20 protein-coding genes and 1 pseudogene are annotated in these 25,458 nt (G+C 74.5%); 6 read left to right on the top strand and 15 right to left on the bottom strand.

All coding sequences use genetic code 11. The features are described from left to right. Positions 1-147 precede the first annotated feature (147 nt). Entirely contained in the window at positions 148-1,656 is a 1,509-nt protein-coding gene (locus ABZ783_RS08195) for a glutamate synthase subunit beta (RefSeq protein ID WP_357435261.1), read from the bottom strand. Beyond that, positions 1,649-6,376 carry a glutamate synthase large subunit gene (gene gltB, locus ABZ783_RS08190; RefSeq protein WP_357435259.1) on the bottom strand — a complete coding sequence of 1,576 codons (4,728 nt, stop codon included), beginning with the start codon at positions 6,374-6,376 and terminating at the stop codon, positions 1,649-1,651. Before gltB ends, ABZ783_RS08195 begins: the two co-directional genes overlap by 8 nt. A gap of 148 nt (positions 6,377-6,524) precedes the next feature. Here gltB and ABZ783_RS08185 point away from each other — a divergent pair, with 148 nt between their 5' ends. Next, positions 6,525-7,370, top strand: coding sequence for a GNAT family N-acetyltransferase (locus ABZ783_RS08185; protein WP_357435258.1), 846 nt, complete (start codon positions 6,525-6,527; stop codon positions 7,368-7,370). 70 nt (positions 7,371-7,440) lie between these two features. Here the strand turns inward: ABZ783_RS08185 and ABZ783_RS08180 are convergent, their stop codons facing one another. Continuing rightward, the gene (locus tag ABZ783_RS08180) at positions 7,441-8,628 is read right to left on the bottom strand and encodes an NAD(P)/FAD-dependent oxidoreductase (RefSeq protein ID WP_357435257.1); all 1,188 of its coding nucleotides are present in this window, start codon (positions 8,626-8,628) and stop codon (positions 7,441-7,443) included. Positions 8,629-8,639: 11 nt separating this feature from the next. Continuing rightward, a complete protein-coding gene (lgt, locus tag ABZ783_RS08175; RefSeq protein ID WP_357435256.1) occupies positions 8,640-9,833 on the bottom strand; it encodes a prolipoprotein diacylglyceryl transferase in 1,194 nt (397 codons plus the stop codon). Between the two features lie 102 nt (positions 9,834-9,935). Here lgt and ABZ783_RS08170 point away from each other — a divergent pair, with 102 nt between their 5' ends. After that, on the top strand, positions 9,936-10,460 hold the full coding sequence (locus ABZ783_RS08170) for an NUDIX domain-containing protein (protein ID WP_357435255.1): 525 nt from the start codon (positions 9,936-9,938) through the stop codon (positions 10,458-10,460). 198 nt (positions 10,461-10,658) lie between these two features. On the opposite strand, the gene trpA is transcribed toward ABZ783_RS08170, so the two are convergent. From trpA to trpC, 3 genes are all read right to left on the bottom strand, one after another. After that, positions 10,659-11,462, bottom strand: a complete 804-nt coding sequence (trpA, locus tag ABZ783_RS08165; RefSeq protein WP_357435254.1) for a tryptophan synthase subunit alpha — start codon at positions 11,460-11,462, stop codon at positions 10,659-10,661. Positions 11,463-11,538: 76 nt separating this feature from the next. Beyond that, a complete protein-coding gene (gene trpB, locus ABZ783_RS08160) occupies positions 11,539-12,777 on the bottom strand; it encodes a tryptophan synthase subunit beta (RefSeq protein ID WP_357435251.1) in 1,239 nt (412 codons plus the stop codon). 38 nt (positions 12,778-12,815) lie between these two features. Then, positions 12,816-13,619: an indole-3-glycerol phosphate synthase TrpC gene (trpC, locus tag ABZ783_RS08155; RefSeq protein ID WP_357435327.1), complete on the bottom strand. Its 804-nt coding sequence runs from the start codon at positions 13,617-13,619 to the stop codon at positions 12,816-12,818. A gap of 385 nt (positions 13,620-14,004) precedes the next feature. Between trpC and ABZ783_RS08150 the strand changes: the two genes are divergently transcribed. After that, complete coding sequence (locus ABZ783_RS08150) at positions 14,005-14,280, top strand: hypothetical protein (RefSeq protein WP_357435249.1); 276 nt, start codon at positions 14,005-14,007, stop codon at positions 14,278-14,280. On the opposite strand, the gene ABZ783_RS08145 is transcribed toward ABZ783_RS08150, so the two are convergent. From ABZ783_RS08145 to ABZ783_RS08120, 6 genes and pseudogenes are all read right to left on the bottom strand, one after another. After that, positions 14,273-14,854 carry a Trp biosynthesis-associated membrane protein gene (locus ABZ783_RS08145; protein WP_357435247.1) on the bottom strand — a complete coding sequence of 194 codons (582 nt, stop codon included), beginning with the start codon at positions 14,852-14,854 and terminating at the stop codon, positions 14,273-14,275. The genes ABZ783_RS08150 and ABZ783_RS08145 overlap by 8 nt on opposite strands. Next, on the bottom strand, positions 14,851-16,404 hold the full coding sequence (locus ABZ783_RS08140) for an anthranilate synthase component I (RefSeq protein ID WP_357435246.1): 1,554 nt from the start codon (positions 16,402-16,404) through the stop codon (positions 14,851-14,853). Before ABZ783_RS08140 ends, ABZ783_RS08145 begins: the two co-directional genes overlap by 4 nt. Beyond that, positions 16,401-16,835, bottom strand: coding sequence for a phosphoribosyl-AMP cyclohydrolase (gene hisI, locus ABZ783_RS08135; protein WP_073833941.1), 435 nt, complete (start codon positions 16,833-16,835; stop codon positions 16,401-16,403). The genes ABZ783_RS08140 and hisI overlap by 4 nt, the downstream gene beginning before the upstream one ends. Positions 16,836-17,015: 180 nt before the next feature. Next, a pseudogene (locus ABZ783_RS08130) lies at positions 17,016-17,666 on the bottom strand (phosphoribosyl-AMP cyclohydrolase); the annotation flags it as partial. 160 nt (positions 17,667-17,826) lie between these two features. Further along, positions 17,827-18,831 (bottom strand): aldo/keto reductase, encoded by a 1,005-nt coding sequence (locus tag ABZ783_RS08125; protein WP_357435244.1) that lies wholly within the window; start codon positions 18,829-18,831, stop codon positions 17,827-17,829. Next, on the bottom strand, positions 18,828-19,217 hold the full coding sequence (locus tag ABZ783_RS08120; RefSeq protein ID WP_357435242.1) for a MerR family transcriptional regulator: 390 nt from the start codon (positions 19,215-19,217) through the stop codon (positions 18,828-18,830). The genes ABZ783_RS08125 and ABZ783_RS08120 overlap by 4 nt, the downstream gene beginning before the upstream one ends. 105 nt (positions 19,218-19,322) lie before the next feature. Between ABZ783_RS08120 and ABZ783_RS08115 the strand changes: the two genes are divergently transcribed. The 3 genes from ABZ783_RS08115 to ABZ783_RS08105 all read left to right on the top strand — a co-directional run bounded on the left by ABZ783_RS08115 (position 19,323) and on the right by ABZ783_RS08105 (position 21,539). After that, the gene (locus ABZ783_RS08115) at positions 19,323-20,042 is read left to right on the top strand and encodes an ABC transporter ATP-binding protein (protein WP_357435240.1); all 720 of its coding nucleotides are present in this window, start codon (positions 19,323-19,325) and stop codon (positions 20,040-20,042) included. Positions 20,043-20,100: 58 nt separating this feature from the next. Then, positions 20,101-20,856, top strand: coding sequence for an ABC transporter permease (locus ABZ783_RS08110; RefSeq protein ID WP_357435239.1), 756 nt, complete (start codon positions 20,101-20,103; stop codon positions 20,854-20,856). A 71-nt stretch (positions 20,857-20,927) separates the two neighbouring features. After that, entirely contained in the window at positions 20,928-21,539 is a 612-nt protein-coding gene (locus ABZ783_RS08105) for a TetR family transcriptional regulator (protein ID WP_357435238.1), read from the top strand. An 82-nt stretch (positions 21,540-21,621) separates the two neighbouring features. Here ABZ783_RS08105 and ABZ783_RS08100 read toward each other — a convergent pair whose 3' ends face one another. Both ABZ783_RS08100 and ABZ783_RS08095 read right to left on the bottom strand, forming a co-directional pair. Beyond that, positions 21,622-23,406 carry an ABC transporter ATP-binding protein gene (locus ABZ783_RS08100; RefSeq protein WP_357435236.1) on the bottom strand — a complete coding sequence of 595 codons (1,785 nt, stop codon included), beginning with the start codon at positions 23,404-23,406 and terminating at the stop codon, positions 21,622-21,624. Continuing rightward, positions 23,403-25,277: an ABC transporter ATP-binding protein gene (locus ABZ783_RS08095; protein WP_357435235.1), complete on the bottom strand. Its 1,875-nt coding sequence runs from the start codon at positions 25,275-25,277 to the stop codon at positions 23,403-23,405. The genes ABZ783_RS08100 and ABZ783_RS08095 overlap by 4 nt, the downstream gene beginning before the upstream one ends. Between the last annotated feature and the right edge of the window lie 181 nt (positions 25,278-25,458).

Here is a 25,458-nt window from a genome sequence, read left to right as displayed (position 1 = left end):
GGCCAGCCGCCAAGTCTGACCGCCCGCAAACCTCATTGCCGCTGTTCGTGAGGCGTTTCACGGGCCGGGCGGGAACCGGGCGACCAACGTGAGCACCCCGGTCCGGGCCGGCTCGGCCCGGACCGCGGGGTCGGTGTCCGCGCCGGCTCAGCGCGCGGCGAGCGGCTGCCGGGCGGGATCCACCGGCGCGGGCAGCTCGCCCACCCCACCGAGGTACGCGTGGACGGCCGCGGCCGCGGCCCGCCCCTCGGCGATCGCCCAGACGATCAGCGAGGCGCCCCGGTGCATGTCCCCGGCGACGAACACCCCGTCGACGTCGGTCTGCCAGTCGGAGCGGGCGTCGACCGCGCCCCGGGTGTTGCGGGTCACCCCGAGCTGGGCCAGCAACGGCTGTTCCTCGGTCCCCTCGAAGCCGATGGCCAGCAGCACCAGGTCGGCGGGCAGTTCCCGCTCGGAGCCGGGCAGCGCGGTGACGATCCGCCGGCCGTCCCGCTTCTCCACGCTCACCTCGGCGATCCGGACCGCCCTGACCTGGCCGGTGCCGTCGTCGACGAACTCCTGCACCGCCACGGCGAAGACCCGCTCGCCGCCCTCCTCGTGGGCCGGGTAGTCGCGCAGGATCCACGGCCAGGTGGGCCACGGGTCCCGGGCGGCGTCCCGGCCGGCCGGCGGCTCCGGGTAGAGGTCGAGCTGGTGGACGCCGGCCGCGCCCTGCCGGTGCGCCACGCCGAGGCAGTCCGCGGCGGTGTCGCCACCGCCGATGATCACCACGTGCTTGCCGGCCGCGTCGATCGGGGTCCCGTCCGGCAGGGTGGCCAGGGCGGGCTTGCCCTCCCCGGCCGCCGCGACGACCCGATTGGCCGCCACCAGGTGCGCCATCGCCTGGTGTACGCCGCGCAGCTGCCGGCCCGGCGTCTCGGGGACGTCCCGGCCCTGCAGCGCGCCGCAGGCGAGCAGCACCGCGTCGTGCTCGGCGCGCAACTGCTCGGCGGTCACGTCGACTCCGACGTTCACCCCGGCGCGGAAGCGCACCCCCTCGGCGGCGAGCTGGGCCAGCCGCCGGTCGATGTGCTGCTTCTCCAGCTTGAAGTCGGGGATGCCGTACCGGAGCAGGCCGCCGAGCGCGTCGTCCCGCTCGTACACGGTGACGGCGTGCCCGGCGCGGGCGAGCTGCTGCGCGGCGGCGAGCCCGGCGGGCCCGGAGCCGACCACGGCGACCGACTTCCCGGTCGGCGCGGACACCGGGCGGGGGCGCAGCCCGCCGCGGGCCACCGCGGCGTCGGCGATCTCCACCTCGACCTGCTTGATGGTGACCGGCAGCTGGCCGCCGAGGCCGAGCACGCACGCCGCCTCGCACGGGGCCGGGCAGAGCCGGCCGGTGAACTCGGGGAAATTGTTGGTGGCGTGCAGCGACTCCACGGCGGCGTCCCAGTTGCCGGTCCGGACCAGGTCGTTCCAGTCCGGGATGCGGTTACCGAGCGGGCAGCCGTCGTGGCAGAACGGAATGCCGCAGTCCATGCACCGGGTGGCCTGCTCGCGGATCAGCTCCTCGCCGGCCGGCGGATACACCTCCCGCCAGTCCATGATCCGCACCGGCACCGGCCGGCGGGCGGGCAGCCGCCGGTCGTAGCGCAGGAAACCGTTCGGGTCAGGCACGAGCCACCTCCTGGGCGACCGCCCGCGGGGCGGGCGGCACCGGCAGCGCCGGTTGGGCCGGCTCAGCCGGCGCCGTCAGTTCTTTCATGACCGCGTCGTCGACGTCACGGCCGGCGGCTTCGGCGGCCCGCATGATCTCCACCACCCGGCGGTAGTCCCGGGGCACCACCGCGGTGAACTCCTCCACCGCCTCCGACCAGCGCTTGAGCAACTCCTCCGCGACCGCCGAGTCGGTCTCGGCGAAGTGCCGCTGGACGAGGTCGTGCAGCAGGTCCCGCTCCTCGTCGCGCAGCGGCGACAGGTCGACCAGCTCCGGGTTGACCAGCCGCCGGTCGAGCCGGTGCACGAAGGCGGTGCCGCCGGACATGCCGGCGGCGAAGTTGCGGCCGGTCGGGCCGAGCACCACCACCGTGCCGCCGGTCATGTACTCGCAGCCGTGGTCGCCGACGCCCTCGACGACCGCCGCCGCGCCCGAGTTGCGCACCGCGAACCGCTCGCCGACCCGGCCGCGCAGGAACATCTCGCCGTCGGTGGCCCCGTACAGCAGGGTGTTGCCGGCGATGATCTGGTCCTCGGCCCGCTCCCCCGGCCCGGCCGCGGCGTCGGCGAACGGCGCCGTCGGGTCCGGTCGGACGATGATCCGCCCGCCGGAGAGGCCCTTACCGACGTAGTCGTTGGCGTCGCCGTGCAGGCGCAGGGTGACCCCGTGCGGCAGGAACGCGCCGAACGACTGGCCGGCGGTGCCGTGCAGCAGGAACTCGATGGTGTCGGTGGGCAGGCCGGCGCCGCCGAACCGGCGGGTGACCTCGCCGCCGAGCATCGCGCCGACGCTGCGGTGCTCGTTGCGAATCGCCAGCTCGGCCCGGACCGGCGTGACCGGTGCGGCGTCCCGCGCCTCGGCGCCGGCCGCCCGGGACCCCGCATCCCGCAGGGCCGGCGCGGCCAGGGCGATGAGCTGGTTGTCCAGGGCCAGTTCCAGGCCGTGGTCCTGGGCCCGGATGCCGCGGCGGGCCGCGCCCTCGGGCAGCTCGGGCAGGTGCAGGACCCGGCTGAGGTCGAGGCCGTGGCCCTTCCAGTGGTCGACAGCCGGGGTGACGTCGAGCAGCTCGGTGTGCCCGATCGCCTCGTCGATGCTGCGGAAGCCCAGCTCGGCCAGGTATCCACGGACCTCCTCGGCGAGGAAGAGGAAGAAGTTCTCCACGAACTCCGGCTTGCCGGTGAAACGCTCGCGCAGCACCGGGTTCTGGGTGGCGATGCCGACGGGGCAGGTGTCCAGGTGGCAGACCCGCATCATCACGCAGCCCTCGACGATCAGCGGGGCGGTGGCGAAGCCGAACTCCTCCGCGCCGAGCAGCGCCGCGATCAGCACGTCCCGGCCGGTCTTGAGCTGGCCGTCGACCTGCACGGTGACCCGGTCGCGGAGCTTGTTGAGCAGCAGCGTCTGCTGCGCCTCGGCCAGTCCCAGCTCCCACGGGGTGCCCGCGTGCTTGAGCGAGTTGAGCGGGGACGCGCCGGTACCGCCGTCATGGCCGGAGATCAGGATGACGTCGGCCTTGAGCTTGGCGACGCCGGCCGCCACCGTGCCCACCCCGACCTCGCTGACCAGCTTGACGTGCACCCGGGCGCGCGGGTTGACGGACTTGAGGTCGTGGACGAGCTGGGCCAGGTCCTCGATGGAGTAGATGTCGTGGTGCGGCGGCGGGGAGATCAGGCCGACGCCCGGCGTGGCGTGCCGGGTACGCGCGATCCACGGCCAGACCTTGTTGCCGGGAAGCTGGCCACCCTCGCCGGGCTTCGCCCCCTGGGCCATCTTGATCTGGAGGTCGTCGGCGTTGACCAGGTATTCGCTGGTCACGCCGAAGCGGCCGCTGGCGATCTGCTTGACCGCCGAGCGGCGCTCGGGGTCGTGCAGCCGGTCGACGTCCTCGCCGCCCTCGCCGGTGTTGGACTTGCCGCCGAGCCGGTTCATCGCGATGGCGAGGGTCTCGTGTGCCTCGGCCGAGATCGACCCGTACGACATGGCGCCGGTGGCGAACCGCTTGACGATCTCGCGGGCCGGCTCCACCTCGTCCACCGGCACCGCCGGGCGTACGCCGGTGCGCAGGGTGAACAGGCCGCGCAGCGAGCCGGCCTGCGCGGCCAGCTCGTCGACCTTGGCGGTGTACCGGCGGAAGATGTCGTACTGGCGGCTGCGGGTGGCGTGCTGGAGCAGGAAGACCGTCTCCGGGTTGAACAGGTGCAGCTCGCCCTCGCGGCGCCACTGGTACTCGCCGCCGACCTCCAGCCGGTCGGACGGCTGGGCCCCGGCGGCCGGCCAGGCCAGGGCGTGCCGGGCGGCCACCTCGGCATGGATCTCGTGCAGCCCGATCCCGCTGATCGTGCTCGGGGTGCCCCGGAAGTAGCGCTCGACCAGGCGGGTGTCCAGGCCGACGGCCTCGAACACCTGGGCGCCGCAGTACGACGACACCGTCGAGATGCCCATCTTGGACATGATCTTCAGGACGCCCTTGCCGAGCGCCTTCACGTAGTTGCGGACCGCCTTCTCCGGGTCGACGCCGACCAGCGCGCCCGTGGAGATCATGTCCTCCACCGATTCGAAGGCCAGGTACGGGTTGACCGCCGCCGCGCCGTAGCCGATCAGCACCGCCGCGTGGTGCACCTCGCGGCAGTCGCCCGACTCCACGATCAGCGCCACCTGGGTACGCGTCTGCTCGCGGACCAGGTGCTGGTGCACCGCCGCGGTGAGCAGCAGCGACGGGATCGGGGCCAGGTCGGCGTTGGAGTCCCGGTCGGAGAGCACCAGGATCCGGACCCCGTCCTCGATCGCCTCGGAGACGTGCCGGCAGATCTCGGTCAGCCGGGCCTTGATGCCGGCCCCGCCGTCCCGGACCCGGTAGAGCCCGGAGACCCGGACCGCCTTGAACCCGGGCAGGTCGCCGTCCTCGTCGATGGAGAGGATCTTGGCCAGCTCGTCGTTGTCGATCACCGGGTACGGCAGCACGATCTGCCGGCAGCTCGCCGGGCCCGGGTCGAGCAGGTTGCCCTCCGGCCCGATGGTGGACGCCAGGCTGGTCACCAGCTCCTCCCGGATGGCGTCCAGCGGCGGGTTGGTGACCTGGGCGAAGAGCTGGTGGAAGTAGTCGTAGAGCAGCCGCGGCCGGGTGGACAGCGGCGAGATCGGGGTGTCCGTGCCCATCGAGCCGATCGGCTCCGCACCGCTGCGGGCCATCGGGGCGAGCAGGATCTTCAGCTCCTCCTCGGTGTAGCCGAAGGTCTGCTGCCGGCGGCGCACCGAGTCGTGGGTGTAGACGATGTGCTCGCGCGGCGGCAGTTCGTCCAGCTCGATCAGGCCGGCGTGCAGCCACTCGTCGTACGGCCGGGCGGCGGCCAGCTCGGTCTTGATCTCGTCGTCCTGGACGATCCGGCCGTTGACCGTGTCGACCAGGAACATCTTCCCCGGCTGGAGGCGGCCCTTGGCCACCACGGTGGCCTGGTCGAGGTCGAGCACGCCCGCCTCGCTGCCCAGCACGACCAGCCCGTCGGCGGTGCGCCACCAGCGGCCGGGGCGCAGCCCGTTGCGGTCCAGCACCGCGCCGACGATCTCGCCGTCCGTGAAGGCGACCGAGGCCGGACCGTCCCACGGCTCCATCAGGCTGGCGTGGAACCGGTAGAAGGCGCGCTTGTCGGCGCGCATGTCCGGGTCGTTCTCCCACGCCTCCGGGATCATCATCAGCACCGCGTGCGGCAGGCTCCGCCCGGCCAGGTGCAGCAGCTCGAGCACCTCGTCGAAGTTGGCCGAGTCGGAGGCGCCGGGGGTGCAGACCGGGAAGACCCGGCGGATGTTGCCGGGGATGTCGGCGGTGCGCAGCAGCGCCTCCCGGGCCTGCATCCAGTTCCGGTTGCCGCGGATCGTGTTGATCTCGCCGTTGTGCGCGATGAACCGGTACGGGTGGGCCAGCGGCCAGGACGGGAAGGTGTTGGTGGAGAACCGCGAGTGCACCAGGGCGATCGCGCTGACCACCCGCTCGTCGGTCAGCTCCGGGTAGAACGCGGGCAGCTGGTCGGGGGTGAGCATGCCCTTCCAGACCATGGTCCGCCCGGACAGCGACGGGAAGTATGCCGGCACGCCCCGCTCGGCGCTCTCCCGCTCGGCCTGCTTGCGCACGCAGAACGCCACCCGGTCCAGGTCGAGCCCGGTCAACGGGGAACCGGCCGGGCCGGCGGGCGAGTCGGTGAGCCGGTGCGCGGCGAGGAAGACCTGCCGGACCCGGGGCATCGCGGCGAGGGCCGTCTCGCCGAGGCCGCTCGGGTCGGTGGGGACGTCCCGCCAGCCGAGGATGACGGCCCCCTCGACCAGGGCGTACTTCTCCACCACCTGGCGGGCCCGGGCCTCGGCCGCGTCGTCGTCGGGGAGGAATACCAGGCCGGTGGCGTACTGGCCGGCGGACGGCAGCGGGAAGTCGACGACCGCGCGCAGGAACGCGTCCGGCACCTGGATCATGACCCCGGCGCCGTCGCCGGTGTTGGGCTCCGCGCCCCGGGCGCCCCGGTGGTCCAGCCGGCAGAGCGCCCCGAGACCGTTCGCGACGACCTCGTGCGACCGGCGTCCGTGCAGGTCGGCCACGAAGGCCACGCCGCACGCGTCGTGTTCCTGCGCGGGGTCGTAGAGCCCCGTCGCGCGGGGGGCCGGCTGCGGGCTGAGAGGGTACGGAAAGGCCACCGGGCCTCCTGTCGTCACTCAGGTTGGATCATGGTCGGGACGACGTCGGCCCTACGTGGGTCTTATTGAGTCTACGTTAGGGCTTCCGGCGCAAGGCCAGTTCAGATTGATCACACCTTCCACAACGTGGGACATGTAGTCTCGCGCGGTGGATGTCGTACGCACTGACGTGCTCGACCGGTTGGAGCGGTTCTACGACGCGGTGCCCCGCGACGGGGCGCGTACCGAGGAATTCGGCGCACTGGTGCTCTTCGTCCGGGACGGCGCCGGGTGGCCGTTCTACGCCCGCCCGCGGCTCGACGCCACCGCACCGCCCTCGCTCGCCGACGTGACCGCCGTCCGGGCCCGGCAACGGGAGCTGGGCCTGCCGGAGGCGTTCGAGTGGGTGCACGAGATCACTCCGGACCTGCTCGCCGTCGCCCGCTCGGCGGGGCTGAGCGTGCTGGAGGCACCGCTGATGGTGCTCGACCCGGCGCGCCTGCCCGACCCGGCCGCGCTCAGCGACGTACCGGTGCGGGTCCTCGACCCGGCGGACCCGGGCTTCGCGGCGGACGTGGCGGTGCGGCGGGCCGTCGCCGCGATCGGCTTCGCCAACGGCGGCACCGCCCGCGGCGACGCCGGCCCGGCCGAGCGGGACGCCGCGGTGTCCCGGCTGGACGTGGCCACGCTGGAGGAGGACGCCACCCGGATCGCCGACGGCCGGCGGATCTCGGTGCTCGCCGAGACCCCCGAGCAGGGGGCGCTGGCCAGCGGCATGGCCATGCGGGTCGGCGACGTGGCGGAGATCGCCGGGGTGGCTTCCCTGCCGGCGGCCCGCCGGCGCGGCCTCGGTGCGGCGGTGACCGCGACGCTCGCCCACGAGTTGCGCGCCGCCGGCACCGACCTGATCTTCCTTTCCGCCGGCAGCGAGGACATCGCCCGGGTCTACCTGCGGGTCGGCTTCCGCCGCATCGGCACCGCCTGCATCGCCGAGCCGGCCGCCCTCATCGGCTGACCCCGTCCGTCCCCCGGGCGGGTCAGGCCGGTGGGTGCCAGGCGTGACTCCGCCCGTCCCCCGGGGCGGGTCAGGTCGGTGGGTGCCAGGCGGCGGCCGCGGAGGCGGCCGTGTTACGCAGCCGGGGGCTGATCGTGCCGAGGGCCGCGTCGCGGGCGCGCAGCGCCAGGCGACCCCGGGTCTGCAGGACCGCCGACATCCGGCGGGTCTGCCGCACCATGGTCGCCGCGCGGGGCCGGCGCAGCCGGTCGTACGCGGCCACCGCGTCGGGCAGCCGCGACTCGCGCAGCAGCACGGAGAGGGTGGCCGCGTCCTCGAAGGCGAGGCAGGCGCCCTGCCCGAGGTGCGGGGGCATGGCGTGCGCGGCGTCGCCGAGCAGTACCACCCCGCCCGGCCCGGCCGGGAAGCCGTACGCCCTGGGCAGCGGCCGCAGCTCGCGGATCTCCTGCTGCACCAGGTCGGCCGGCCCGGTGGCGTCGAGCAGCTCGGCGATCGGCGCGGGCCAGCCCGCGTACCAGCGCTTGAGCAGGGCGAGCTGGGTCTCCGCGGGCTCCGGGCGGGGCGCGCCGGCGGCGGTGGCCACCCAGTAGATGCCGCCCCGGCGGGCGGCGCCCGCGGCGCCCCGGTCGCCGAGCGAGGCGGCCACGAAGCGGTAACCCGCGCCCAGCGTCTCCCCGGGCACCGGCTGGTCGTCGGGCAGCTTCGGGGCCCGGTACCAGGGGATCACCGCCCGCCACGCGGCGCAGCCGGAACTCACCACCGCCGACTCCGGGGCGAGTTGCCGGCGGATTTCGCTGTCGGTGCCGTCGGCGGCCACCACCAGGTCCGCGGTCACGGTCTGCCGGCCGTCGCCCACCGCCGGGCGCTCCCCGGAAACCGCCCGCACGGTCCGCACGGTCACCCCGGTCCGCAGCTCCACCTGGTCACCGAGGCCGGCGATGAGCGCGTCGTGCAGGTCCTCCCGGTGCACCACGACCGGCATCCGCTCGGCCGGGGTGGGGCGGGGCTGCACCAGCCACTGCCCGTCGGGGCGGCGTATCCCGCCGTCGGGCAGCGGGGTGGCGATGGCGTCCAGCCCGGCGCCGAGCCCGAGGGCGCGCAGCGCGCGTACCCCGTTGGGCCAGAGCACGACGGCGGTCGGCTCCGGGCGGACCCGGTCGGACCGTTCGAGGAGGGTGACCTGCCACCCGGAGCGGGCCAGCACGCCGGCCACCGCCAGCCCGCCGAGGCCGGCGCCGACCACCACCGCGGTACGCATGACTTCCCCGCTCAGCTGTCCCGGTCGGCGGGGCTGGCGGCGGTGGCGTCGGCCCGGTCCACGGCGCCGCCGGCCGCCGGCCGCTCCCCGGCGGCGTCGGCAGACCCGGCTACGGTCGACTCGACGGTCTCGTCGGCCGCGTGCCCGGACTCCGTGCCGGCCGCCGGTTCCGCGGCCGGCTCCTCCTCCGGTACGACGCCGGTCTCCCGGTACGCGTGGAACTGCTCCTCGCTGACCACCCGGTAGCCCTCCGGGGCGACCGGCCGCGGCCCGGCCTCCCGCGCGGAGAGGTCGACCTGCGACACGTCGCCGCCCGCGGGCGGCACCGGGGCGGCGGGGACACCGACCGGGACCAGGTACTCGCGGGGCCCGCGGACGCGCACGAAGTAGACCAGCGCGCCGAGGAAGACCAGCGCCGCGGTCCAGACGTTGAGCCGCAGGCCGAGGATGTGGTTGGCCTCGTCGGTGCGCATCAGCTCGATCCAGAACCGGCCGGCCGTGTAGCCCATCACGTAGAGCGCGAAGGCCCGGCCCCGGCCGAACCGCAGCTTCCGGTCGAGGAGGAAGACCAGAGCGGCGACGCCGATGTTCCAGAGCGCCTCGTACAGGAAGGTCGGCTGGTAGAGCCCCGGCAGCAGGACCGGGTTGCCCGCGTCGTCGCGCAGCGCGTGCCCGGGGTGGTCCGGGTCCATCACGTGGACCTCCAGCCCCCAGGGCAGGCTGGTCCGGCCGCCGTAGAGCTCGTTGTTGAACCAGTTGCCGAGCCGGCCGACGGCCTGGGCCAGCGGCAGGCCCGGCGCCAACGCGTCGGCCACCACCGTCAACGGGATGCCGAGCTGCCGGGCCGCGATCCAGGCACCGAGCGCGCCGCCGGCGACGGCGCCCCAGATGCCGAGGCCGCCCTCCCAGATGGCGAACGCCTTGAGCGGCTCACCGCCGGCGCCGAAGTATTTCTCGGGCGAGGTGATCACGTGGTAGAGCCGGGCGCCGACGATGCCGGTGGGCACCGCCCAGACGGCGATGTCGAGCACGGCGCCGGGGGCGACGCCGCGCCGGCGCAGCCGGTACTCGGTCACCACGCAGGCCACCACGATGCCGACAATGATGCAGAGCGCGTAGGCCCGGACCGGAACGGGTCCGAGCTGCCAGACGGCGGTGCTGGGGCTGGGCAGGGCCGCCAGTGGGGTCATCGGGGCGAGGGTCACGGGTGAACACGGTACCGCTGCGGACCGCACTCCCGGCACCCCGGTTCGCCGGCTTGACGCCTCGGATGACTTGTGCTTTGCCCGGCCGTAGGCTCTTTGTCCATGAGCTCGCTCACCTGGGCGGTCGCCGCGGTCGTCACCGACCAGGCCGGACAGGTGCTGCTCTGCCGCCGGTCCGGGCCCGGCCGGCGGTGGGCGCTGCCCGGTGGCCGGCCGCGACGCGACGAGAGCCCGCTCACCGCCGCGGTACGCGAGATCCGCGCGGAGACCGGCTGGGCGGTCGACCTGGTCGACCTGGTGGGCCTCTACCGGCTCGGTGAGCCCGGCATGCCCCGGCCCCCGGCCGGCCGCTCCGGCGCCCGGCCGGACGTCCTGGTGCACGTGTTCCGCGCCCGGGTGCGGGGCGACGCCCCGGCCGCCACCCCGGTCGGCGGCTGTGACCTGCGCTGGTACCCGCCCGAGGGGCTTCCCGAGGCGCTGACCCCGACCACCCGGGCCGCCGTGGCCGACGCCCTGGCGGGCCGGTCGGGGGTGCTGCGGGAGCCGCGACCGGACCCGGTCCCGCCCGGGCCCCGAGGTGAACCGCGCGGCGCGCCGGTCGACGGCGAGAACGCCGTCCCGCGCTGACGGGCCCTGCACCCTCCCCGGCGCGGCGCGGTGCCAGCCGGGGTCTACCATGGCCGCTCGTGTCGCATGACACACTGTGACGCTCCCGTCACCCGGACGGGGGATCCGTGGCGCCTTCGCTCTGCAGCCACCGACGCACCCCGGCGCCACTCGCCGGACCGGAGCCGGCCTGTCGGCCGGCGATTCCAGCCGGGCGACTCAGCGGACCGGGTTGCGGACGCCCTCGGCGAGTTCGGCGCTGAGCGCCCGCAGCGCGGCCAGCCCGGTGGCCTGGTCCGGGGCGTCGAGCAGGCAGCGGATCAGCGCGCTGCCGACGATGACGCCGTCGGCGTACCCGGCGACGGTGCCGGCCTGCGCCCCGGTCCCCACGCCCAGCCCGACACCGACCGGCAGATCGGTGACCTCGCGCAGCCGGGAGACCAGGATCGGCGCCGCCTCGGAGGTCTGCGACCGGGCACCGGTGACGCCCATCAGCGCGGTGGCGTAGACGAAGCCGCGGCAGTGCTCGGCGGTCATCCGCAACCGCGCGTCGGTGGACGACGGGGAGACCAGGAACGTCCGGTCCAGGCCGTACGCGTCGGAGGCGGCCAGCCACTCGCCGGCCTCCTCGGGGATGAGGTCCGGGGTGATCAGGCCGGTGCCGCCCGCGGCGGCCAGGTCCCGGGCGAACGCGTCGACCCCGTACTGCTCGATCGGGTTCCAGTAGGTCATGATGACCACCTGCGCGCCGGTCGCCGCGACGGCCTCGACGATCCGCAGGGTGTCGGTGATCCGCACCCCGCCGGCGAGGGCCAGGTCGCTGGCCCGCTGGATGACCGGGCCGTCCATCACCGGGTCGGAGTACGGGATCTCCACCTCGATGACGTCGACGCCCGCCTCGACCATGGTCTTCATCGCGGCGATGCTGCCGTCGACGGTCGGGAACCCGGCCGGCATGCAGCCGACCAGCACAGCCCGCCCGTCGGCGCGGGCCTTGTCGAAGGCGACCCCGATGCGGCTCACGCCACCGCCTCGCTTCGCTCCGCGGCGGCGCGAGCCGCCGCGCTGCTGAGCTGAATGGTTCGCTCGCTCCGCTCGCTCACGCTGTCTCCCTGTCAAGGATGCCGAAGTACTGGCCGGCGGTGTGCACGTCCTTGTCGCCCCGGCCGGAGAGGTTGACGATGATGACCGGCTCCCGGCCGAGCTCGGCGGCGAGCTGCGGGGCGATCTTCAGGGCGCCGGCCAGCGCGTGCGAGCTCTCGATCGCCGGGATGATCCCCTCGGTGCGGCAGAGCAGCTCGAACGCGGCCATCGCCTCGTCGTCGTCGACCGGCAGGTAGGTCGCCCGGCCCTGGTCGTGCAGCCAGGCGTGCTCCGGCCCGACGCCCGGGTAGTCCAGGCCGGCCGAGATCGAGTGCGACTCGATCGTCTGCCCGTCGGCGTCCTGCAGCACGTAGGTCCGGGTGCCGTGCAGCACCCCGGAGGAGCCGCCGGTGATGCTGGCCGCGTGCCGGCCGGTCGCCACGCCCGCGCCGCCGGCCTCGAAGCCGTACAACCGCACTCCGCTGTCGGGCACGAAGGCGTGGAAGATGCCGAGCGCGTTGGAGCCGCCGCCGACGCAGGCGGCGACCGCGTCCGGCAGCGCGCCGGTCAGGTCGAGGCACTGCTGGCGGGCCTCCTCGCCGATGCCGCGCACGAAGTCCCGGACCATCTCCGGGAACGGGTGCGGGCCGGCGGCGGTGCCGATCAGGTAGTGGGTGGTGTCGACGTTGGCGACCCAGTCCCGCATCGCCTCGTTCATCGCGTCCTTCAGCGTCCGCGAGCCGGTGGTGACCGGCACGACGGTGGCCCCGAGCATCCGCATCCGGGCCACGTTGAGCGCTTGGCGCTGGGTGTCGACCTCGCCCATGTAGACCACGCACTCCAGGTCGAACAGCGCGGCGGCGGTGGCGGTGGCCACGCCGTGCTGCCCGGCGCCGGTCTCAGCGATCACCCGCGCCTTGCCCATCCGCTTGGTGAGCAGCGCCTGGCCGAGCACGTTGCGTACCTTGTGCGCGCCCGTGTGGTTGAGGTCCTCCCGCTTGAGCAGGATCCGCGCCCCGGCCCGGGCGGAGAGCCGGGTGGCCGGGTAGAGCAGCGACGGGGTGCCGGCGTAGCCGCGCAGCAGGCCGTCGAACTCGGCCCGGAAGGTCTCGTCGGTCATCGCCTTCCGGTACGCCGCGTCCAGCTCGTCGAGCGCCGCGACCAGCGCCTCCGGGACGAACCGGCCGCCGAACCGGCCGAAGTGACCGGCGGCGTCGGGAACCTGGGCGGCCGGGGCTGCCGGGTCGGCGCTCATCGGCGTGTCCTCTCGCTGCGTGTCGGGTGCCGGGCGGATCAGCGCACCGGGCGGGGCGTGGCCGGGTGGTTGCCGGCGTTGACCAGCTCGGCCACCGCCTCGCGGGGGCTCTTCTGGGTGACCAGGCCCTCGCCGACCAGGACCGCGTCGGCGCCCGCCGAGGCGTACCGGATGAGGTCGTGCGGGCCGCGTACGCCGGACTCGGCGATCTTGACGACGCTGCTCGGCAGGCCCGGCGCGATCCGCTCGAAGACCGAACGGTCGACCTCCAGGGTACGCAGGTCACGGGCGTTGACCCCGATCACCTGCGCGCCGGCCTCCAGGGCCCGGTCGGCCTCCTCCTCGTTGTGCACCTCGACCAGCGCGCACATGCCGAGCGACTCGATCCGCTCCAGCAGCCCGACGAGGGCGTTCTGCTCCAGCGCGGCGACGATCAGCAGCACCAGGTCGGCGCCGTGCGCGCGTGCCTCGTGCACCTGGTAGCTGGAGACCACGAAGTCCTTGCGGAGCACCGGGATGTTCACCGCGGCCCGCACGGCGGCCAGGTCGTCCAGCGACCCGCCGAACCAGCGGCCCTCGGTGAGCACGCTGATCGCCCGGGCGCCGCCGGCCGCGTAGTCGCCGGCCAGGTCGGCGGGGTCGGCGATCTCCGCCAGCCGCCCCTTGGACGGCGAGGAGCGCTTCACCTCGGCGATGACGGCCACGCCGGGCCGGCGCAGGGCCGCGTACGCGTCCAGCGGCGGCGGCGCGGCGGCGGCCAGCTCGCGGATCCGCTCCAGCGGAACCTGCTCCTGTCGCCGCGCCACGTCCTCGCGGACGCCGGCCAGGATCTCGTCGAGCACATTTGCGGACGCCGCCGGACCGGCCTCGTCCCCCTCCGCGTGCGCATGCTCAGCAGTCACCAACGGACTCCCCTCTCCGGGTGTCATGGGCCGATGCTAGGGGGCGCCACCTGGCGACAAGTCCCGGGGGTATGGCGCTCCTCACGAAATGGGCTGTGGCATGATGGCCGACTTCCGTGAACGCGATGTCACGCAGCGCCACCCCGCGACGTTCCTCGATGCTGTGACCAAGCTCAAGGACGAACGACCCTGCGCTGGTCGCCCCGGCTCCCCGACAGTTGACCAGGGCGTCACGGCGGCGAAACGTGCGCCCGGCAGCATCGTCCTCGGGCAGACTCGATGAGGCGGCTGCCAATCGTCGCCAACGATCTCGTACGAGGTGACCATGAGCGCCAACGGGCCGAACCAGACCATCGGGTTCACCACCATCTCCCGGACCGTCGCCTCGCTCGCCGTCGGCGTGGTGCACACCCTGGAGCGCGCCGTGATCGGCGACGCCCGGATGCGGACCGCCCGGGGCAACGCCTGGGAGGCGGTCTGCGCCGACCGGGCCCGGGCCGCGCAGCGCCGGGACCTGGACCGCCTGGTGGCCGAACTGGCCGCCGCCCGCGCCGTGGCCACCGAGCGGCGCGGCGCGCGGGACGCCCAGCCGGTCAGCTGACCGTCGGATCCTCGCCCCGGTCCAGCGCCTCCCACGCGTCCCGGGTGCCCCGCTCGACCGCCGGCCGGTCCGGGCCGGACGGGGCCGCCGAGCGGACCGGCCGCTCGTAGCGGGCACCCATCGCCGGCCAACCCGCGCCCCGCAGCGCGGTGAGCACGCCGCCGACGGCCGCGACCAGCCCGCCGACCAGCACCAGCGCCGGCCACTGCCGGCTCACCCCGGCGAGGGCGGTCAGGCCGTAGCCGCCGCCGGCCGCCACGGCCAGCCCGACCAGCGTCAGCAGGCCGCCCAGCAGCCGTCGGACCCGGCCCCGGGTGGCCAGCACCGCGCCGCCGCCGGCCAGCCCGACCAGGGCCAGCGCCGAGACCCACGGCAGCAGGTCCGTGCCGGTGCGGGTGTGCCGGGTGGGCGGCAGCGAACCCCGGGCGGTCAGCTCGACCGACCACGTCCGGGTCACCGCCCAGAGGGCCAGGCCGGCCCCGACCAGGCAGAGCAGCACCGCGTACGCCAGCTCGCGCCGGCCCCGGGCGGCGGGCGAACCGGTGGCGGGCGAGCCGGTGGTCGGTGCGGTCATCGGGCCGGCCGGAGGGTCTCGGCGGCGGCGATCGCGGCGAGCACCGCGGCGGCCTTGTTCCGGGTCTCCTGCTCCTCGGCGGCCGGATCGGAATCGGCCACCACCCCCGCGCCGGCCTGCACGTACGCCCGGCCCTCCCGGATCAGCGCGGTACGGATGGCGATGGCCATGTCCAGGTCGCCGCCGAAGCCGAAGTAGCCGACGGTGCCGCCGTACAGGGCCCGACGGACCGGCTCCAGCTCCTCGATGATCTCCATGGCCCGCACCTTCGGCGCCCCGGAGAGGGTGCCGGCGGGAAAGGTCGCGGCGAGCGCGTCGAAAGCGGTGCGATCCGCGCGCAGCTCGCCCACCACGGTGGAGACGATGTGCATGACGTGGCTGTACCGCTCGATGGTGGCGAACTCGGGCACCTCGACGGTGCCCGGGCGGCAGACCCGGCCCAGGTCGTTGCGGCCCAGGTCGACCAGCATGACGTGCTCGGAGCGCTCCTTCGGGTCGGCGAGCAGCTCGGCGGCGAGCCGGGCGTCCGCCTCGGGGGAACCGCCGCGCGGTCGGGTACCGGCGATCGGGTGCAGCAGCGCCCGCCGCCGCCCGTCCGCGCCGGTGCTCACCTTGAGGTGCGCCTCCGGCGAGGAGCCGACGATGTCGAAGCCGTCGAAGCGCAGCAGATACATGTACGGGCTGGGGTTGGTGGTGCGCAGCACCCGGTAGACGTCGAGCGGATCGGCGTGGGTCGGCCGCTCGAAGCGCTGGCTGAGCACGATCTGGAAGCACTCGCCGGCCCGGATCGCCTCCTGGGCCGCCGCCACCGCCTTCGGGTAGCCGCCGTCGGGCGTACGGCTGACCACGTCGCCGAGCGGGGGCCGGGCGACCGTCGAGATCATGGGCGGAATCGGTCGGGACAGCGCGCCGGTCATCGCGTCCAGCCGCCCCACCGCGTGGTGGTATGCGGCCGTGACCAGGGCCTCCCGGTCGGGCGCGTCGAGCGGGGGCAGGACCGCGTTGGCGACCAGGATCGCCGAGCCGTCGTAGTGGTCAAGCACCACCAGGTCGGTGGCGAGCATCAGGCCCAGCTCGGGCACGTCGAGGTCGTCCTCGGTCAGCTCCGGCAGCCGCTCGAAGCGGCGGACGAGGTCGTACCCGAGGTAGCCGACCATGCCGCCGGTGAGCGGCGGCATGCCGCTGGCCGGGTCCCAGGCGGGGCCGGCCAGGGCGGCCACGGTCTCGCGGAGCACCGCCACCGGGTCGCCGGAGGCCGGTACGCCGGCCGGCGGCGCGCCGGCCCAGACCGCCGCGCCGTCCCGCTCGGTCAGCGTGGCGCTGCTGCGGACGCCGATGAACGAGTAGCGGGACCAGGCCATCCCGGCCGAGCCGACGCCCTGCTCGGCCGACTCCAGCAGGAACGTGCCCGGGCCGCCGGCCAGCTTGCGGTAGACGCCCACCGGGGTCTCCGCGTCGGCGAGCAGTCGGCGGGTGACCGGCACGACCCGCCAGCGGGCCGCCAGGTCGGCGAAGGTGGCGGGGTCGGGGCTGACCGTGCCGTCCGTCATGAGGTCGCCTCCGGGGAGCTGACCGGCAGCTCGGTGAAGAAGCAGGTCCGCTGGCCGGTGTGACAGGCGACGCCGACCTGGTCGACGCTGACCAGCAGGGCGTCCCCGTCGCAGTCCAGCGCCACGGAGCGGACGTACTGGTGGTGGCCGGAGGTGGCGCCCTTGACCCAGTACTCCTGCCGGCTGCGCGACCAGTAGGTGGCCCGGCCGGTGGTCAGCGTGCGGTGCAGCGCCTCGTCGTCCATCCAGGCGACCATCAGCACCTCGCCCGAGTCGTACTGCCGGACCACCGCGGCCACCAGGCCGTCGGGGGTCCGGCGCAGCCGGGCGGCGATCGCCGGGTCGAGCCGGGACGGTCGGGCCGGGCCGGGGGCCGCGGCGCCGCCGGAGCTGGCGGGGGCGCCGGTCACCGGCGCGTCAGAGGCGGGCACAGTGAGCCATTCTCCCGCACGCGGCGCCGGCACCGTCGACGTGTCCCGGGAGGCGGGCGCGGGACCGTCGAGCGCGCCGGTCAGTTGCCCCAGATAACGGTCCAGCCGGCCGTCCAGCAGGGCCTCCGCCAGGTCCGCGCCGGCCGTCACGGCGATCTCCTCGGCGTACGGGCGGACCAGCGGGACGATGCCGCTGACCAACCGGCCGGCGGCGGCGCTGAGCTCGCCGACGGCGCCCGGGCGCAGCCCCAGGCAGAGCAGCATGTCGTCGCGGTAGCCGGGCGGGGCGACCGGCAGGTCCAGCGCGGCGGCGAGCGCGTCCCGGCGGGAGACCACCCGGACCGACGGGTTGACCAGCCGCAGCACGGACGGGCAGAGCCGGGCCAGGTCGGCGGCGGCGAGCCGGACGCCCAACGGGTCGTCGGCCCGCCGGGCGGCGGCGACCTTGCCGAGGGTGGCGATCAACTCCTCCAGCCGCGGCTCCTCGGCGGGCTGGCAGAGCACCGGCAGATCGATCCGGCGGCGCCACTCCGGCACCGCCCAGATCAGCCGGGCCGGCGCGGTGACCGGCAGCCCGAACGCCCAGTCCGCCGGCTGGCCGAGCCGGCGGACCCAGGACCGGACGTCCCGGGCAGCCACCGAGACGTGCACGAGGCGACCGCCGAACTCGGCCAGATACGCCTGGTGTGCCGCGTACGGGACGAGGGCGGCGCCCGCCGTGGGCTGCTCCGGGTCGTCGCCGGAGTACTCCTCGTCGGCCACGACCAGCACGTCCACGTCCACGTCGCTGTGCTCGGTGGCGGCCCGGCGGGCGTGACTGCCGCGCAGCATGATGCCGACGACCGGCCGGTCGGCGGCCTGCCGAAGGCGGACGGCCCAGTCGTCGAGGAATCCGGACTCGGGCAGCGGAGCGGGTCCCACGGCGACATGGTGCCGGACGTCCGATCTTCGGCGCAATGACCGCTGGCTGGCTTGATGTCCGATGCGATAGCTATCGACCGATGAATCTCATTGCTGCCTCGGGGTACCTTTCTCCGGCGGCCGCGCCGGGGGGCACCGCCTCGTCGAGTCGGGCCAACTGCTCCGGGCTGAGCCGGAGGTCAGCCGCCGCCGCGTTCTCCTCGAGGTAGCGGACCCGCTTGGTGCCGGGGATGGTCAGGATGTCGTCACCCTGGGCGAGCAGCCAGGCCAGCGCCACCTGGGCCGGCGTGGCGTCGACCTCGTCGGCGACCGCCCGCACCTGGTCGACCAGCTTGAGGTTGGCGTCCAGGTTGCCCTCGGCGAACCGGGGCGCCCCGGCCCGCCAGTCGCCGCCGGTGAGCTGCTCCCGGCTGGTGATCGTGCCGGTGAGCAGCCCCCGCCCGACCGGCGAGTACGCCACCAGGGACACGCCCAGTTCCCGGCAGGTGGCCCGCATCTCCCCCTCGACGTCCCGGCTGAACAGGGAGTACTCCATCTGCACGGCGGCGATCGGGTGCACCGCGTGGGCGGCGCGCAGGGTGGCCTCGCTGACCTCGGACAGGCCGATCAGCCGCACCTTGCCGGCCCGGACGAGGTCCGCCATCGCGCCGACGGTCTCCTCGATCGGCGTCGCCGGGTCGCGCCGGTGCAGGTAGTACAGGTCGATGGTGTCCACCCCGAGCCGGCCCAGCGAGGCGTCGCAGGCCTGCTTCGCCCAGGCCGCGCTGCTGTCCACGTACGCGCCGGGCGTGCCGGTGCCGCCGAAGCTGTCGCCGGTGGTGCGGTTGCCGAACTTGGTGGCCAGGAACACCTCATCCCGGCGGGCCCGCACCACCGGGGCGAGCAGCTGCTCGTTCGCCCCGAAGCCGTACATGTCGGCGGTGTCCAGGTGGTTGACGCCCAGGTCGACGGCTCGGTGCAGAGTACGCGTCGACTCGGCGTCGTCGGCGCCCCCGTACGCGAAGCTCATGCCCATGCAGCCCAGGCCGATCGCCGAGACCTCGGGTCCGCTCGCGCCCACTCGTCGCCGGCTCATGCCAGTTCCTCCTCCGCCCTGCGATACGCGTCGATCTTGTAGTCGAGCACCCTGAGGTCCTCCTCCAGCTCGGCCATCCGGGCCAGCACCCGGGCGCGGTGCGCCTCGAACAGCGCCCGCCGGGCGCCGAGCGTCCGATCGCCCTGCCGGGCCAGCTCGGCGTAGCGGCGCATGTCCCGCACCGGCATCCCGGTCCGCCGCAGCCGGGTGAGCAGGAGCAGCCAGTTGACGTCGGACTCGGTGTAGCGCCGACGGCCTGCGGAGTCCCGCCCGACCGGGGCGACCAGGCCCTCCTGCTCGTACCAGCGCAGCGTGTAGGTGGTCAGGCCGACCCGCTCCGCCGCCTCACCCACGGTGAGGCTCATCTCCCGCGTGCTGATGTCCACGCACCCCAGGCTTCCAGTTCGAGCGCACTCGAAGTCAACCGTTGCGCCGGGCGGCATAACTCAACTAGCGTTGAGTTCAACACCTGATGAGTTTTGGAGGCGGGCATGGACGACGCGGTCGTGGTCCGTGACCTGGTGGTCGACCGGGGCCGGCGGCGGGTGCTCCAGGGCATCTCCTGCGCGGTGCCGCGCGGCGCGGTCACCGGGCTGCTCGGGCCCAGCGGCAGCGGCAAGACCACCCTGATGCGCGCGATCGTCGGGGTGCAGACCGTCAACTCGGGCGCGGTCACCGTGCTCGGCCGACCGGCCGGCACGGCGGAGCTGCGCCACCGGGTCGGCTACCTCACCCAGGCGCCCAGCGTCTACGCCGACCTGACCGTCCGGGAGAACGCGCGCTACTTCGCGGCGCTGCAGGGGCGCGGCCGGGCCGAGGCGGACGGCGCGGTGGCCGACGTGGGCCTGGCCGAGGCCGCCGACCAGCTGGTCGGCACGCTCTCCGGCGGCCAGCGCAGCCGCGCCTCGCTGGCCTGCGCCCTGGTCGGTGAGCCGGAGCTGGTCATCCTCGACGAGCCCACCGTCGGCCAGGACCCGGTGCTCCGGGCCGACCTGTGGGCCCGGTTCCACGCCATGGCCGCCACCGGGACCACGCTGCTGGTGTCCAGCCATGTGATGGACGAGGCGGCCCGCTGCGACCGGCTGCTGCTGATCCGGGACGGTCAGCTGATCGCCGACGACACCCCGGACGCGGTCCGCGCCGCCACCGGTGTGCAGGACCTGGAGGAGGCGTTCCTCCGGCTGATCAGATCTCGCGAGGAGGACCGGTGAGGGCGCGGAGGGAACCGGGGCGGCGAGCCCCGCAGTCGCGAACGAGGGAGGCCCGGTCGTGAACCCCCGCATCCTGACCGCCACCATCGGGCGCATCCTGCGTCAGCTGCGGCACGACCGGCGCACCGTCGCGCTGCTCGTGGTGGTGCCGGCCGTGCTGCTCACCCTGGTCTACTTCATGTACGTCGACCAGCCCCACCCGCCGGGGCAGCCCACGGTCTTCGACCGGGTGGCGCTGATCATGCTGGGCTTCTTCCCGTTCATCATCATGTTCCTGGTGACCAGCATCGCCATGCTGCGGGAGCGCACCACCGGCACCCTGGAGCGGCTGCTCACCACCCCGCTGGGCAAGCTCGACCTGCTCTTCGGCTACGGCATCGCGTTCGGCCTGGCCGGCGTGGTGCAGGCCACCATCGCCTCGGCCGTGGCGTACTGGGTGTTCGGGCTTAGCACCGCCGGCAGCAGCGCACTCGTGATCATGATCGCCGCGATCAACGCGGTGCTCGCGGTCGCGCTCGGGCTGCTCTGTTCCGCCTTCGCCCGGACCGAGTTCCAGGCCGTGCAGTTCATGCCGGTGGTGGTGGCCCCGCAGCTGCTGCTCTGCGGGCTCTTCGTGCCCCGGGGGCAGATGTCCGGCTGGCTGCAGGCGATCAGCGACGCGCTGCCCCTGTCGTACGCCGTCGAGGCGTTGCAGGAGGTCGGCGCGCACGCCGAGCCGACCACGACGATGTGGCGGGACGTGGCGATCGTCGCGGGGGCGGCGCTGCTGGCGCTGGTGCTCGCCGCGGCGACGCTGCGCCGGCGCAGCGGCTGACGCCGTTCGTGGCCCGGTCCCGGCCGGGACCGGGCCACGAACGGGGATGACGGAACGAGCGAAGGGCGGCAATGGCACGGCGTACCGGACGGCGACCGGGCAACCCGGGCACGCGGGAGGCGATCCTCGACGCGGCCCGGACCGCGTTCGCCGAGCGCGGCTTCGACGGCGCGTCCATCCGGGCCATCGCCGCCGCCGCTCAGGTGGACCCGGCCCTGGTGCACCACTACTTCGGCACCAAGGAGGAGCTGTTCCGGGCCACCGTGGCGATCCCGATCGACCCGGCTGACCTGCTCCCGGCCGTGCTGGCCGGCGGCCCGGACGGCGTGGGCGAGCGGCTGGTCCGCACCTTCCTGGCGGTCTGGGACTCCCCGGTCGGCGGGGCGGCGGTGGCCCTGCTCCGCTCGGCGGTCGGCAACGAGTGGACCGCGCGGCTGCTGCGCGAGTTCCTGGTCACCCAGGTGCTGCGCCGGGTGCTCGACCAGCTCGACGTCGACCCGGCCGAGCTGCCGCTGCGCGGCGGGCTGGTCGGCACCCAGATGATCGGCCTGGCCATGATGCGATACGTCATCCGGCTCGAACCGGTCGCCTCCGCCACCCCGGAGGCCCTGGTCGCCACGATCGGCCCCACCGTCCAGCGCTACCTCACCGGCCCGCTGCCCACCCCAGCCACGGAAAGTTGATCAAGAAGTTCGCGTCTCCGGACGGCGTGACCCGGACGCGAACTCCTTGATCCACACGGGGCAGGGCGGGCAGCGGCCGGGGTCAGCGGGTTTGTTCCAGCCAGGAGGCGTAGAGCAGGGCGTAGACGGAATCGGGGTCCTTGACCAGTTCGTCGTGGGGGCCGCGTTGGACGATGCGGCCCCGGTCCACCACGATCACCTCGTCGGCGGCCTGGGCGGTGGAGAGCCGGTGCGCGATGGCGAGCGTGGTCCGGCCCCGGGTGACCGCGTCCAGGGTGCGCTGGAGGCGCACCTCGGTGGCCGGGTCGACCGCGCTGGTCGCCTCGTCCAGCACCAGCAGGTCGGGGTCGGCGACGTACGCCCGGGCCAGCGCGACCAGCTGCCGCTCGCCGACGCTGAGCGCCTCCCCGCGCTCCCCCACCGGGGTGTCCAGCCCGGCCGGCAGCCCGTCCAGCCAGTCGGCCAGACCCAGCTCGGTGAAGGCGGCGGTGAGCTGCGCGTCGGTCAGCTCGGGGCGGGCGAAGCGGACGTTCTCCCCCACCGTCGTGTCGAACAGGAAACCGTCCTGCGGCACCATCACCACCCGGGAGCGCAGCGAGTCGAAGCGCACCTGACGCAGCGACACGCCGGAGAGCAGCACCTCCCCCTCGGTGGGGTCCATCAGCCGGGTGAGCAGCTTGGCGAAGGTGGTCTTGCCGCTGCCGGTCTCGCCGACCACGGCCACCCGGCTCTTCGCCGGGATCTCCAGGGTCACGCCGTGCAACACCGGCGGCCCGCCCGGGTAGGCGAACGTCACCCCGGCGAAACGGATGTCCAGCGGGCCGGGCGGCAGCTCCCGCCCCTGCTCGGGGTCGGCCACGTCCGGCGCGACGTCCAGCACGTCGAGCACCCGGCGCCAGCCGGCGATCGCGTTCTGCGCCTCGTTGAGCACCTCGGTGGCGATCTGCACCGGCTGGATGAAGAGCGTCACCAGGAACAGGAACGCGGTGAGCTGGCCGATCGACAACGTGCGGTCCACCCCGAGGTTGACCCCGACCACCACCACGCCGGCCAGCGCCAGGCCGGCGGCCAGCTCCCCCACCGAGCTGCCCATGATGCTGATCCGGATGGCCCGCTGCTGGGCCTGCCGCTGCCCCTCGATCGCCGCGTCCAGCCGCCGGGCGGTCCGCCCGGCGATCCCGTACGCCCGGATCACCGGGGCGCCCACCACGCTCTCGCCGATGGTGCCGAGCAGCGTGCCCATCCGCTGGCGGACCAGGCCGTACGCGGCGGCCAGCCGGCGCTGGAGCAGCCGGATCACCAGCACCGCCGGGGCGAACGCGCCGAGCACCACCAGGGTGAGCTGCCAGGAGTACGCCAGCATCACGGCCGTGGTCACCGCCAGCTGGCCCAGGTTGACGATCAGGATCACGCCGCCCCACTGGAGGAACTGGGTGATCTGGTCCACGTCGCTGGTGACCCGCGAGACCAGCGAGCCCCGCCGCTCGGACTGCTGGTGCAGCATGGACAGGTCGTGCACGTGCCGGAAGGCCCGGGTACGCACCCCGGCGAGGGCGGTCTCGCTCACCGTGAAGAGCCGGCGCATCATCAGGTAGCCGCAGGCGGTGGTGACCACCAGCACGGCGGCGGTGGCGACCACGGTCAGCGTGACCACGTCCAGGTCGAGGCCACCGACGATGCCGTGGTCGATGCCGCGCTGCACGGCCACCGGCACGGCGACCCGGCCGATCATGTAGACCAGCGCCAGCCCGAGCGTGCCGGCCAACCCAGTCTTCAGCTCCGGGGAGAGCGCGAGTCCGCGCCGCAGCGTCCGCCAGGTCGACTCGGGCGCCTCGGCCGGCCGATCCGCCTCCACAGTCGTGCTCACCGGTCAACCTCGACTTCCAGGCCGGAGGTCAGCGGGGTGACCTCGTCGTACGGGCGGGGCTGCTCGCGTTCCTGCTCGGCCTGCTCGTACGCGGTGACCAGGTCGGCGTAGCCGGGCACGGTGGCGAGCAGCTCGGTGTGCGTGCCGCGGGCGAGCACCCGCCCGTGCTCGACGTAGATCACCTCGTCCGCGAGCGCGATGGTGGCCCGGCGGTACGCGACCACCAGGATCGACGCGGGTGCCCCGCCGTCGGCCGGGGTGCGCAGCCCGGCCAGGATGGCCGCCTCCACCCGGGGGTCGACGGCGCTGGTGGCGTCGTCGAGCACCAGCAGCCGCGGCCGGCCGGCGAGTGCCCGGGCCAGGGTGAGGCGCTGCCGCTGGCCGCCAGAGAGCGAGGTGCCCCGCTCGCCGACCATGGTGTCCAGCCCGTCGGGGAGCGCGGCGACGAAGCCGTCCGCCTCGGCGAGCCGCAGCGCCGCCCAGACCTCCTCGTCACCGACGCCAGGCCGGTCCAGGGCGATGTTGGCCCGGACGGTGTCGTCGAAGACGAACGGGACCTGGGCGACCAGGGCCACGTTCGCGGCGAGCGAGGCCGCCGTGAGGTCGCGGACGTCGACGCCGTCCAGGGTGACCGTGCCGGTGCCCGGGTCGACCAGCCGGACGGCGAGCGAGGCGATGGTGGACTTGCCGGCCCCGGTGGGCCCGACCAGGGCGACGGTCTTCCCCGCCGGCACGGTGAAGGAGACCGCGCCGAGCACCTCCGCGCCGGGCAGGTGCGCCTCGGCCGGCTCGTAGCCGAAGTGGACGTCACGGAAGGCGAGGGTGGCCGGCGTGGGCGTGGCCGGGTCGAGCGTCGCCTCGCCGTACGGCATCTCGCCGGTGGCGTCGAGGACCCGGCGCACCCGGTCCCAGCCGGCGACGCTGCGCGGCAGCTCGGCCAACACCCAGCCGATGGCCCGGACCGGGAAGGCCAGCACGGTGAACAGGAAGGCGACGCTCACCAGCTCAGTCACGTCGATCGCGCCCTGCCGGAGCCGGACCGCGCCGACCACCAGTACGGCCAGGGTGCCGAGGCTGGGCAGGGTCTCCAGCATCGGGTCGAAGACGCCACGCAGCTTGCCGACGGAGATCAGCGCGTCACGCAGCTCCCCGGCGCGGGCGGCGAACCGGTCCGTCTCCTGCGCCTCGCGACCCATCGTCTTGACCACCAGCGCGCCGTCGAAGCTCTCGTGCGCGATGCCGCTGACCTCGGCGCGCAGCCGCTGGGCGCGGGCCTGGCGGGGGGCCATCCGGCGGGAGTAGACCACGTTGAGGGCGAACAGCGCCGGGAAGACGGCGAGGCCGACCAGGGCGAGCGCCCAGTCGGTGAGGAACAGCGAGACCACGGCGCCGACCAGCATCACCAGGGTGCCGACCGCGAACGGCAGCGGCGCGATCGGATACCAGGCCGCCTCGACGTCGGAGTTGGCGTTGGAGAGCAGGGTGCCGGTGGCGTTACGGTGGTGCCAGGCCAGCGGCAGGTCGAGGTAGCGGCGGGTGACCCGGCGGCGGTAGGCGGCCTGGAGCCGGTACTGCATGTAGCCGGCGCCGAGCCGGCGGCCGAAGATGCCGACCACCCGCAGTACGCTGATCCCGAACAGCGCGGCCGCGGCCAGCGCGAGGACGCCACCGGCCACCGAGCCGCGGGCGACGGCCGGGACCACCACCTTGCCGACCACCCCGCCGACGACGTACGCGCTGGCGATCACCATGAGGCCGAAGAGCACGCTGCCGGCCACCGCGACCGCGAAGATCCGGGGTTGTTCCCGGATGGCCCGGCCGAGTACCCGCAGTCCCCTGCCGAGCACGTCCCGACTTGTCCCGCTCGCCACGCTCTCCCCCGCCGTAAGCCGCAATTTTCTCCCTCATCCTTACCGCTCGGTGCCAGATCCGCCGACCCGGAGGGCGTATGTCCGACGTCACCTTCCCGCACCGGCCACCCTGACCAGGGCGATTCGTGGCGCCGCGCCCGACGGGTGGCCGCCGGCGCGGCGCCGCCGGCCGTGCCGTCCC

Source organism: Micromonospora sp. NPDC047738 (assembly GCF_040642675.1).
Lineage (GTDB): Bacteria > Actinomycetota > Actinomycetes > Mycobacteriales > Micromonosporaceae > Micromonospora.
Note: the sequence above shows the minus strand (reverse complement) of the source record. Positions and strands in the feature narration are given on the sequence as shown.